The organism is Deltaproteobacteria bacterium (assembly GCA_018668695.1).
GTDB lineage: Bacteria > Myxococcota > XYA12-FULL-58-9 > XYA12-FULL-58-9 > JABJBS01 > JABJBS01.
In genome coordinates, this window is sequence record JABJBS010000321.1 from 1 (window position 1) to 10,997 (window position 10,997).

A 10,997-nucleotide genomic window follows, 5' to 3' on the forward strand; every position below is an offset into this window, starting at 1 on the left:
AGTGCCACGGCTTCTGGCAATGTTGCGGCATTACGGGTTTGGTTCCAGTAGGTTTCCAGACGCGTTATCTCTGCCTCTGTCATGGGGCGGCGCCAAGCGCGCTGGGCAAAACGCAGGATAGAGGACCAGCCGCAAGTTGTTGCTTCTTCATTGGCTAGGTTGTCCCAGTTTTCACATGTGAAAAAGATGGGTGAGACCAGGCTGTAGGCAGCAAAATGGTTCGCAGCTTTCTGAATTTCCTCAACTTGGTAGGCTGAAGGAATTTGCCCGTCGCCCATACCTTCAAATTCGTCTAAGCCGATTTCATCGGGAAACACCCAAGGCCACGGAAGGACTTCGATGGCAGCTTGGCCAAAGAGTCCAGCCCGTTCGCCCAGAGGCGGAGCAATTGTTTCAGCCACCGGGTGGGGCTCTGGCCAACTCTCGCCATTGCGGGGAAACGCGTAAAGGTCCGCGATGGTGTTGTTGAATTCGGTGGGGGTGAGCGCCAAGAGCGGTGATTCCGGCGGCGTGACCGCGGAACTCGTGCAGGCTATTGCCAGCATCAAGGAGCAGGTGGTGAGTAAGCCTGGTAACCACGAAGCGGGTGTGTGGTGAGGCTTGCGAACGTGAACCATAGATAATCTCCGGCTTAAAGCAGGGGTTTAAAGACACCATGGCCCGTGAACCAAAGGGTGTCCACCTCTGTACCACCGGGGCCAGGAGAATCTGTTACTCCCAATTCGATTTTAATAGATTTTTATCACGACGCACTGCGTAGTTTGTGGTGGGAAGCTAAAAACACTATTTTTTGAATAAGAGTGACACATTTTTCAATACGCGGTGGTTCATAGATAGCACGAGGAAATAAGTAATCGAGATTGAAGAGATATATGAGCGTTTTGGGCCGATGGTGCTTCGGCGATGCAGGCGTTTGCTTGGAGAAGGGGATGAAGCGTCTGATGCCATGCACGATGTATTTGTGCAGGTCATTCGGCGTCAGGAGAAGCTTGTGCTTACAGCTCCGTCATCTCTGCTCTACAAAATGGCGACAGACATTTGCTTGAACAAGATTCGCACCAAGGTGCGGCATCCAGAAACCCGGGACGAGCGTTTATTGAATATGATTGCCCACGATGAAAATTTGGAAAGTATGACCGAGATTCGGTCGATATTGGGGCAGCTCTTTAAGCACGAAGAAACTTCAACCAGGACCATGGCAGTGTTGCATTACGTAGACAGAATGACTTTGGAGCAGGTGGCCGACATGGTGGGCCTATCCGTCTCAGGTGTTCGCAAGCGTTTACGGGTGTTTCAACAAAAGTCTAAGGCATTGATGGAGGCAGCGGCATGACCCAGCCCTATATTGCAGATTTTGAGCTTGAGCGTTTGGCTTTGGGAGAACTTGCAGGTGAAGAGGCAAGTAAGTTGCAAGCTGCCCTTCAGCAAGACGAAGACGCTTTGGCACGCTTTAACGATATTGCGGCCAGTAACGATGACATTCTTAAAATGCACCCTGTGGATGAGGTGAAGCGAGAGGTGGAATCTCGTTTGCGTCAGCTCAAGGGGAATGAAGCACTGGCGGATAAGGGCAGTTTCACACAGCGTTTGATGCGCTGGTCCGTGGTGGCAGCGTGCGCAGTGCTCGCGGTGGTGATGGTCTTGCCTGAGGCAGACGAAGAGCCGGGATACCGGATGAAGGGTGTGGCGTCCTATTTAGTGGCTCATAAAGTTAGCAGCGATTCTCTTGAGCGTTTGGAAGCTGGTGCTTTGGCGCAAGAAGGGGACCGCTTACAGCTTAGTGTGGTGGGCGCAGCTGAGCAATATGCGGTGGTTTGTTCACAAGATGGCAATGGCCAAGTCACTCTTCACTTTCCGGTGAATGGAGAGAGTGGGAAGATTACGGAATCTCCATCGAACCTTCCCAACTCTTACGAGCTGGATGATGCCCCGGGCTTTGAACGGTTTGTACTGGTTACGAGTTCCAAGCCGATGCAAGTGGATGCGGTGGTTGCCAAAATTCGCAATATGAGTATGGCGCCAGATGACCGGGTTGAGGGATTGGCTGAAGGCAGCCATCAATGGTCGCTGGTTGTGAAGAAGCCATGATGCAGACCAGTTCTCAAATATTGGCAAAAATAGCCCGGTTTTTAACACCGGGCTTTGTTGCGTTGTGCTTGTTGATGGGCCTGTCAGTATCAAGTGACGCATGGGCCGGTGAGCGCCGAGCACTTTTGGTGGGATCCAATGTGGCGCCGCCGGGTTTAGTGCCTCTGCGTTATGCACACACCGATGCCCGCAAGATGCGTGATGTGCTGGTGGAGCTTGGCGGCATTGAGCCAGCGAACGCCACACTTCTTTTAGATCCCACAGCACAAGAGCTGAAAGCTTCGTTGGAGTTGTTGCGAAGTGGTTCGACCAGCGCTGAGCAAGTGATTTTCTATTACTCGGGCCATGCCAATCACGAGGGTTTGTTTCTCAAAGGCGAAGCTCTGCCCTTGTCTGAAGTGCGCGCTTTTCTAAAAGACGAAGCCACGAAAGTGCGTGTGGCCATTTTAGACTCATGCGAATCGGGCGCCATGACCCAGGTGAAGGGCGGCAAAATGCGCCCCGGTGTGGATATTCAATGGGCCCATGAGCCTGCGGTTGAAGGCGCGGTCTTGATCACGTCGAGCACCGCTGAGGAAGCCTCGGTGGAGCGCGATGATTTGGGTGGCTCTTTGTTTTCGCACTTCTTTGTAAGTGGTCTGAGGGGCGCCGCTGATAGCAACCAAGACCGAAAAGTGACGTTGGAAGAAGCGTATACTTACAGTTATGAACATACGCTCGCACGCTCTACGGAATCTCGTACGGGTCTGCAGCACCCAACTTATGAGTACAAGATTACCGGGCAAAAGCAGCTGGTGGTGAGCTGGCTCGAGATGCCTTCTGTGATGACTTTCGGCAATGGAGTGGCCGGTAGCTACTTGGTATTTGATAGAGCCCGCGACCAAGTTGTGGCCGAGGTGAATAAGCAAGCAGGTGCTCAGCGTAAGCTCTGGCTCCCAGAAGGGGACTACTACATCAAGAAACGCTTGCCTTCTGCGGTGTTGGTGCAAAAAGTGGCGCTGGCCAAAGGTGCCAACCATCAGGTGCGGGACCAAGAAATGCACACCGTGCCTTACGAGGAGGATGTGACCAAGGGATACACATCTGCTGTGTTTGAGCCTTCGTGGAAATATGGGTCGCCTTATCTCACGAATACCGCCTATACACTTCGCCGCGGCGAGTGGAGTGTGGGTTTGCAAAAGGCTCAAGTGGGGCTAAACGATGACGTGACCTTGTCATTTGATGTCTTGGGTACAGCGCTTCTTACACCTGCGTTGATGGCCAAGTACCGATTGGTGAATCATGAAGATTGGCTCCTCTCTTTGGAGGCAGGTTTTACCCAGTCGTTTTTTGGCCGAGCTTTTTACGGGTCGCAGCGCTCTTATCTTGGTTTGCGGGCTGGTCTAATTACATCGTGGCGGGTGTTGCCGTCGCTGATATTATCCTGGAATACCCACTGGGTCTTGGATTCTGGTCCCGACCTCTGGGGTTTTGGAAAGTCGGATGAAGATGAAAAATGGCAGGTGGAGTGGGAAACCCAAGCGATTACCGCAGGAACCAGTATCACCTGGGTGCTGGGTGAGAATCATATGTTGCAGCTCTATCTCGAGGGCCGCAATGTGGTGATTGCGCCTGATGCATTTGATGAAAACCCATGGAGCTGGGGCGGAAGCTTTGTTTACGCCTATTCATTTGGGATTTTCAAAATCGCCGCCGGGGTAGGGCGCGCACCCTTTGTATCCGCAACGAAATCCATCGCGCTGAGCGAACAAGGTCTTGGGCCGGTGCTAGATTTATGGTGGCGGTGGTAGTAGGTCTCGTCCAGGTTTAGCTTGGGGAGAGCCTTCATGAAATTACACACTGTCGTTTGGTTTGCCTTTATTTGTCTACTCTTCAGTGGATGCTCTACATCTCAAAGTGAGAATGCTGAACAACTCGGCGAAGAAACACCTGCCGATCCAAGAGATTCGCTTGATGAAGAACCGAAACCGGTCGATCCCAACGCATGGCACGATGACTGCCCAGCCGATGAGCGTGAACAACGCATGATTGATGTGGGAGAGGTGACCTTGAATGTGGCGTGCCGAGGCAGCGGCCAAACCATTGTCTTCTTGCACGGCTTCCCGGAGTTTCACTACAGCTGGAACAAGGTGATGGATGAACTCGCTTTAGAATATCGCCTCATTGCTCCAGACCAGCGGGGTTACAACCTCTCCGACAAACCAGCAGAGGTGGACGCTTATACCATCCCGCACCTCACCCAAGACATCGTCAATCTGCTGCCTTTGGTGAGCCCAGATCCGGTGATTTTAGTGGCGCATGATTGGGGCGGCCCCATTGGCTGGATGGTGGCCCACACGCCAGATGCTCATATTCGAGGGTTTATCGCCGCCAATGGTCCTCACCCCTTGCGATTTAGCTATTTGATTGAGAACGACTCAGCTCAGCAGGCCGCCTCGGGCTATATGAGTTTCTTTCGCAGCCCAGGAGCCGAAACTGTTTTGAATGCCGATTATTGGTCGAGTTCATTCTCGGAATTTCTCAGTGATGAAGACCTTGCGATTTACCGCGAAGCTTGGTCGCAGCCGGGAGCGATGACTGGCGGCTTAAATTGGTACCGCGCCAACTCACTCGACTACGGCGAGACAGAGGCGCTGATGGCGGGTCTCTTACCGAAGGTTACGGTGCCTACCACGGTGATGTGGGGCCTTGATGATTCAGCAGTATTGGCTACGAATGCTGAAGGCTTGGATGCTTATGTAGAAGACCTCGAAGTGGAGACATTTGAAGGTGTGGATCACTGGATTGGTCACCGAATCCCGGCGGAAGTTGCCAGGGTGATTCGTGCTGTGGACGCTCGAGCTGTGGCTGGTGCCGAGTAATTTTATTGGCCGGATTACACAACTTGCCTGATTTCATTGAGCAATTAAGAGGTCTTGTTGGGCTCTCTGGCTCCCGCTTCCTTTTATACGCTAGACTTCAGGAGAATTCGACGAGGTTTACGTGGACGACCAAATTACCGACGAAGAGCTGAAACTCTTTCGCCAATTTATCATAGCTGAAACTGGCATCGCGCTGCACTCGGCCGATGATTTTCTTGTTTTAAGCTTTCTCGAAGAATTCATGGTCCAGAAGAATCTCACCGATGTTCAGGCGGTGATTGAGTGGCTGCAATCTGGAGAGACCGAAGGGTTTGTGCGCAACTGGGTCGAGAGCCTCTTTGAATCGCCCAATGGGTTTTTCCACGACTTCCGTGACTTTCGATTTTTCAGGCACGCTTATGTCCCGCGCTTGAAGGAGCTACGGCCCTCACGTGAGCTAACCATTGGTTGCATTGAAGCCGGGCTTGGCCAGGAGCCTTACTCGCTTTCCATTATGATCAATGAGGCAATTCCAGATCTTGAAGGCTGGAAGATTAAAATTTTTGCCACCGATGCTTCCGAATCCAAAGTGCATCGCGGGCGCCAAGGGGTTTTTACCGATCGCGAAATCAACCGGGGGATGCCCGTAGGCTTGATTGAGAAGAGCTTTGACCGCCAAGAACAATCTTGGCAGTTACTGAGTAAACACCGCGATATGGTGAGTTTTCAGCGCGCCGATATACATGGTGATTTTAAAAGATTACCAATTTGCGACATTATCTATATGCGCGGCGTTTTGCTCTACATGGCGGGCGAGATGAAGAACGAGATACTGGCTAAAGTGCGCAAAAGGCTGGCTCCTGGAGGCTGTTTGCTCATCGGTCGGGGCGAAGCGAGCTTGGCGGGCACGGGTTTTAAGTATTTTCAAAACGAGTTTGATTGCAGCGCCTTTTGGGTGCGAGAGGAAGAAGCCGATACAGCGAGTTTACCGCCGCCTAAGTTCTCCGGCCCTCCGAAGCCGGTTAAACCCACGAACCTCTTCGGAGTCGATGACCTTGGTGAGGAAGAGTTGGCTCAGCTCACCGCTATCTTGAGAGGCATGTCGCTTTTAAAGGGCAAAAACGTGGGCGAGATTGAGGCGTTGGTCAATGGTTTGCCGGTCCGAAGGTACAGCCAAGGTGAGGTGCTTTTAAGCCAAGGTGAGCCCAACGATGTCCTGATGGGTACAGTCTCCGGTGAGGTGTCAATTTGGCTGGGTACCGGGATGTTTGGAACGCCGACCAAGGTCACCACCTTGGGGCCAGGCCATTTTATCGGTGAACAGTCTGTGTTTGAACGCGCAGATTGTACGGCTACCGTAAAAGCTGAAAACGATGTGACGGTTTTTGAGATTACGGATGAGCTCTTTCGCCATCTCTTGGACCACAACACCCATTTCTCAACTTACATCCGCAACCTGATGCGCAACCGGCTCGCACAGCGAAATATTTTTCGGAAGACGGGAAAGTTTCCGGCGCCCAAGCGGTCTCAGCTTCGTGCAGAGTCTGGTGAGCTGGGGCTTCGTGAAGAAAAACGCTATGTGCTGGATTTAGAGACCATGCCCAAGGGTACCAAGCATGTTGAGTTTAATGAGGGTTTGGTCACCGACTTTATGGTTTTCGTAAGGCGCGCATCCTTGATGAAGGGTTTGCCGGTAGACGCTTTGGATGCCTTGGCGCGGTTGGTGTGTTGTGTGGAGTTCCCAGACAATACGCTCTTGATTGAAGAGAACGAGTGGCCCAATGCGTTTTACTTGATTCACGAGGGCCAGGTATCGGTTTTGGTGGGTGCCGGTTACTTTAGCCGTGGGCGGATTATCACCACCTTGGGCCCGGGCGATGTGGTTGGGGAGATGTCTTTGATGATGAGAGGCAAGGCCAACGCCTCTGTTGTAACCGAGACTCCGGTCCGCGCTTACGCCATCAGCCGTGAGCTGGTGGACTACCTTTACCACCACAATGAGAACTTCCAGTTTTTCATTGATGATATTATTTATGAGCGCAAAAAGAAGTAGCTTCCTAGAGTTCGACGCGCTCGTGTGTCTCATCTGACACAGCACCCAACCGCTCTTTTGTGTCTCTCTGGACACACTTTTTTCAGCGACCTTCAATATTACTTTATCTACTGGGCCTTAGCGAAACGCCAACAATGGCACGTTTCATGAAGATGTTCTCCCGGGAAACACTCAAGCGCAAAAGGCGCTTATGGGAGAGACGATGAAGCACCTCGAAAAATTGAACAACGCGAAACCCTTTTTAAAAGTCTTACTGATTGGATTCATTATCATCTTGATGCAAATCCCCGTGGCGATGCTGCGCGGTGTGATTTGGGAGCGAGAGGGAAGCCGAGACAGCGTGGTGGCGGATGTAACCTCGAAATGGGGCCATCACCAAGAGCTGATGGGGCCGGTGATGGTGGTGCCTTATCGGGTTGAGGTGAAGCCTGTTTACACTGAGGATGAAAAGAAAAAAGGTGTGGTGAAAGAGTCAACATACATCACCCGCGACGCGATGTTCTTACCTGCAACACTCAAGGTGGTTGCTGATGTGGAAAGCGACGAACTCTACCGCGGTATTTATGAGGTGCCGGTTTACAACTCGAAGATAAAGTTAAGTGGACAATATAAAGAACGCAAATTTACCGGTTGGGACATCGAAGAAAAAGACATCCTTTGGCATCGGGCTACCGTTAACTTTTTTATTTCCGATGCGAGAGCACTTTCTTCGGCTACAGATCTCACTTGGGGCAAGGATAAGCTTAAGCTTGAGCCCGGCTCGAATTTTGGAACGGGTACCGGCATACACGCCAAGCTCACGAAAGAGCAGGCAAAGCTTGCCACTCGGGGCTTTGCGATGGACCTGAGCTTAAAGGGGAGTGAGCATTTGTATGTGGCGCCGATGGGCTCGCAAACCAATATTCACATAACCTCGGATTGGCCTCACCCAAGCTTTCAAGGCAATTGGTTGCCGGTGGAGCGCAAAGTAAGCAAGACAGATGCGCCGGGCTTTGATGCAAAGTGGGAAGTGAATCTTTTAGGGAGAAATTTCCCCGAAAGGTGGCTTGGCTTGCGCGCGCATGAGGAGAGTATGAGCCGCTCTTATATGGGTGTGCGCTTTAAGGTCATGGTGGATGAATACAGCATGGCGCTGCGCAGCGTGAAATACGATGTGCTCTTTATGGTTATGGTGTTTATGACGCTTTGGATGTTTGAGGTGTTAAGCGGGCTGCGCATTCACGCCGTTCAATACGTGATGGTGGGCGCGGCGATGTGCATGTTTTATCTCTTGGAGCTGTCTCTGGCTGAGCACATTGGCTTCTTGTGGGCTTATTGCATCGCTTCGTCCATGGTCTGTGGCTTGGTGGCGGGCTATTGCAAAACGGTGCTTCAAACTGGTGGGCGTGCGTCGGTTGTGGCCGGCGTATTGTCGCTTCTCTACGCTTATCTCTACATGCTCCTTGTGAACCAAGGCTACGCGCTTCTGGCAGGCTCTATGGGCCTCTTCGGGGTGTTGGCGGCGGTGATGTATCTTACCCGCAATATAGACTGGAGTGGGGAGAGAGAGGCTGGACCGGTCACGACGGGCTAACCCCGGTATGGTCCATATCCAAGTAAGGCTACGCGGTGGTTCAGACTTTATGGTGAAGTTCCATGGAGTTTGGCCAGGCTGGGACGCTGGTAAACTTGTCATACCAGTTGACAAGTGTGTCATCCAGTGACATACATTGTGGTATGGGGATCAAGATAGAACCGATCAGCAAGAAGTCGCTGGCGACTGCCGTTTTCGAGCAGCTGCGTGATAAAATTGTTCATGGCGCCATGGAAGCGGGTGAAACCCTCCCATCAGAGCGAGTGTTGTGCGAGCACCTTCAGGTGAATCGCGGTGCGGTTCGCGAAGGCCTGAAGCGTTTGGAGCAGGCCGGTTTGGTTTCTATTCATCAAGGAGGAGCCACCTCCGTTCGAGATTTTCGGAAAACTGCAGGTTTAGAGATATTAGGTGCGATGGTGGTGGGCCCCGGTGGGATCATCAATACCGACATTGTACGAAGTGTTATCGATATGCGTGCAACTCTGGCTTTGCAGGTGGCGGGTCGTGCAGCTGCACATTGCTCTTCAGAAGATGCCGAGAGCTTATTTGCTCTGGTTGCTCAAATGAAAAGTGCGCAAGACGACATACTGGTTTTACAAGAGCTTGCCATGCAATTTTGGGGAACAGTCGTTGGTGCGTCGAAAAGCCTGCCATATCAGCTGGCCTACAACTCGATGGAAGCTGTTTACAGCCAGGTTCAGGAGCATCTTAGCCACGTTCTCGCTGAAGAGCTTCGTGCGCTGAAGCAATACGAGGCTTTGGCCAAGGCGCTCCAGGCAAACAATAAAACATCCGCACAAAAGCAAGCAGCCAAAATCGTTGGCTTGGGTTCAAAAGCTCTAGAGTTGGTTTTGACCGATCTGGAGAAAGTTCAGTAGCAGTCGTTATCGCTATCTGTTTAGGGAAGATATGAACAGCATCGCGCCTACAACCGTGACATGTGCCAAAACTATTCCGGAAGCTAAAACCCTTACGGGTGCGGCGGCTTTATTTTTTCGGTTTCCAACGCCTAAGATTCTTGGTGCTAAGGTGCTTCTTTTCGTCTTTTTGCGGAGCCTTCTAGCCCCATTCTCAGTTTGGGAACTGGCTGTTGTTGTCGCCGTTGCGTTGTGGTGGCCATTTCAGGAGTGGTTTCTTCACAAGACTGTTCTGCATTTGAAGCCCAGAATGATTTTGGGTCATAAGTTTGATCCGATGTTTGCAAAGCGGCACCGGTATCATCATAGCTTTCCTTGGATACTGGAAACGACGTTCTTACCAACTGGATTTGTTCTAGCGATGATTCCTCTTCATGTTGGTTTGTGGTTGTTATTCGCGCCAAGTTTGGAGTTCGCCTGCACGGGTATTGCTGCCTACACGTTGGTGACCATGATTTATGAGTGGACGCACTTCTTAACGCACAGCCCTTACAGACCAAGTTCTGACTATGTGAAGAAAATCTACAAGAATCATACATTGCATCATTTTAAGAATGAGAACTATTGGTTCAGCTTCACAGTGCCTGCCATCGACCGGTTTTGTGGAACTGATCCTGAAGGTCATGTTGTAAAATCAGATACCTGTAAAACACTTGGTGTGGATGATGGTTTTGTAGCTCCCTGAAGATTTGCTTTGAGATAGGTCTAGGCTCCGGTTTAGAAGTTTCGTGGTTTTCCAAATACCTGAGTCCAATAATGGTAATAGGGAGGTTGGTCGCTGGGTGCGTATCCGGCTCCCATCTCTTCGTATGACGGGTTCATCAAGTTGGCACAGTGTCCATCGCTGTGCATCCAGCCCGCTACGGCTTGCTCTGGTGTTGTTTGCCCTGCAGCAATATTTTCTCCGACGATCTGATAGGCGTAACCGGCGTTTTGAACGCGTGTTGCGGGAGATGTCCCATCGGGACTGATGTGGGCGACATAGTTTCGTTCAGCCATATCGAAGCTGTGAGACTTGGCGGCGCACCGGAGTTTTGTGTTGAGGGTCAGGGGACCAGCTGGCTCGAAAACGCCTTCTGTATCACAGTCGGCACCCTCGGCTCGGCGTTGATTGGTCAACTCTAAGACTTGTCGTTCAAACTCCGTCGACTCAGGATCCCAGCTGTCTTCGAATTCAATACACGGGGTGATTGAACTTAGAATTGGTAATTCTGGAGTAGGTTGGGTTTCGGAGTCCCATGATTCATGGAGGACTGCTGAGCCACAGCCTGTGAGTATCATGAGAAGGCCAAGAGTGAGTGCTGTACTAAACGCAGTGTATGAGTTCATATTGAGGGCTCCAGTATAGGATTGGGGTACATGAACCCCCTTCTTTTGAGCATGTTTCATGCTTGCAGGAGGACGCTGGAAGTGGCTGAATATTCTATGCGTAATTAAATAGCCTGCTGATAGCTTAGGGGTATTGCCGGCCCTGCTTTTTCTGAAGGTTCGTCATAAGAGCTTTTTCTTGTTCGAATTGTTCGATG

Annotated in this window: 10 protein-coding genes; 8 read left to right on the forward strand and 2 right to left on the reverse strand. The window is 51.4% G+C overall.

Translation table 11 applies throughout. The annotated features are described in order from the left end of the window. On the reverse strand, positions 1-617 hold a 617-nt coding region (locus HOK28_17795), incomplete at its 3' end, for a DUF1595 domain-containing protein (protein MBT6434956.1). 272 nt (positions 618-889) lie between these two features. Here HOK28_17795 and HOK28_17800 point away from each other — a divergent pair. The 8 genes from HOK28_17800 to HOK28_17835 all read left to right on the forward strand — a co-directional run bounded on the left by HOK28_17800 (position 890) and on the right by HOK28_17835 (position 10,156). Continuing rightward, complete coding sequence (locus tag HOK28_17800; GenBank protein MBT6434957.1) at positions 890-1,333, forward strand: sigma-70 family RNA polymerase sigma factor; 444 nt, start codon at positions 890-892, stop codon at positions 1,331-1,333. Beyond that, entirely contained in the window at positions 1,330-2,088 is a 759-nt protein-coding gene (locus HOK28_17805) for a hypothetical protein (GenBank protein ID MBT6434958.1), read from the forward strand. The genes HOK28_17800 and HOK28_17805 overlap by 4 nt, the downstream gene beginning before the upstream one ends. Beyond that, the gene (locus HOK28_17810; protein MBT6434959.1) at positions 2,085-3,878 is read left to right on the forward strand and encodes a caspase family protein; all 1,794 of its coding nucleotides are present in this window, start codon (positions 2,085-2,087) and stop codon (positions 3,876-3,878) included. The genes HOK28_17805 and HOK28_17810 overlap by 4 nt, the downstream gene beginning before the upstream one ends. Before the next feature lie 36 nt (positions 3,879-3,914). Then, the gene (locus tag HOK28_17815) at positions 3,915-4,949 is read left to right on the forward strand and encodes an alpha/beta hydrolase (protein MBT6434960.1); all 1,035 of its coding nucleotides are present in this window, start codon (positions 3,915-3,917) and stop codon (positions 4,947-4,949) included. Positions 4,950-5,070: 121 nt separating this feature from the next. Next, entirely contained in the window at positions 5,071-6,981 is a 1,911-nt protein-coding gene (locus HOK28_17820) for a cyclic nucleotide-binding domain-containing protein (protein MBT6434961.1), read from the forward strand. Positions 6,982-7,183: 202 nt separating this feature from the next. Next, positions 7,184-8,554: a cell envelope integrity protein CreD gene (gene creD, locus HOK28_17825; GenBank protein MBT6434962.1), complete on the forward strand. Its 1,371-nt coding sequence runs from the start codon at positions 7,184-7,186 to the stop codon at positions 8,552-8,554. Between the two features lie 143 nt (positions 8,555-8,697). Beyond that, positions 8,698-9,432 carry a FadR family transcriptional regulator gene (locus HOK28_17830; protein MBT6434963.1) on the forward strand — a complete coding sequence of 245 codons (735 nt, stop codon included), beginning with the start codon at positions 8,698-8,700 and terminating at the stop codon, positions 9,430-9,432. A 31-nt stretch (positions 9,433-9,463) separates the two neighbouring features. Continuing rightward, positions 9,464-10,156, forward strand: a complete 693-nt coding sequence (locus HOK28_17835) for a sterol desaturase family protein (protein MBT6434964.1) — start codon at positions 9,464-9,466, stop codon at positions 10,154-10,156. Between the two features lie 32 nt (positions 10,157-10,188). Here the strand turns inward: HOK28_17835 and HOK28_17840 are convergent, their stop codons facing one another. After that, complete coding sequence (locus HOK28_17840) at positions 10,189-10,800, reverse strand: CAP domain-containing protein (GenBank protein ID MBT6434965.1); 612 nt, start codon at positions 10,798-10,800, stop codon at positions 10,189-10,191. Positions 10,801-10,997 lie beyond the last annotated feature (197 nt).

Coding starts and splice junctions, on each gene's coding strand:
- HOK28_17800 (MBT6434957.1), top strand. CDS start 890: ATGGTGCTTCGGCGATGCAGGCGTTTGCTTGGAGAAGGGGATGAAGCG.
- HOK28_17805 (MBT6434958.1), top strand. CDS start 1,330: ATGACCCAGCCCTATATTGCAGATTTTGAGCTTGAGCGTTTGGCTTTG.
- HOK28_17810 (MBT6434959.1), top strand. CDS start 2,085: ATGATGCAGACCAGTTCTCAAATATTGGCAAAAATAGCCCGGTTTTTA.
- HOK28_17815 (MBT6434960.1), top strand. CDS start 3,915: ATGAAATTACACACTGTCGTTTGGTTTGCCTTTATTTGTCTACTCTTC.
- creD (MBT6434962.1), top strand. CDS start 7,184: ATGAAGCACCTCGAAAAATTGAACAACGCGAAACCCTTTTTAAAAGTC.
- HOK28_17830 (MBT6434963.1), top strand. CDS start 8,698: ATGGGGATCAAGATAGAACCGATCAGCAAGAAGTCGCTGGCGACTGCC.
- HOK28_17835 (MBT6434964.1), top strand. CDS start 9,464: ATGAACAGCATCGCGCCTACAACCGTGACATGTGCCAAAACTATTCCG.
- HOK28_17840 (MBT6434965.1), bottom strand. CDS start 10,800: ATGAACTCATACACTGCGTTTAGTACAGCACTCACTCTTGGCCTTCTC.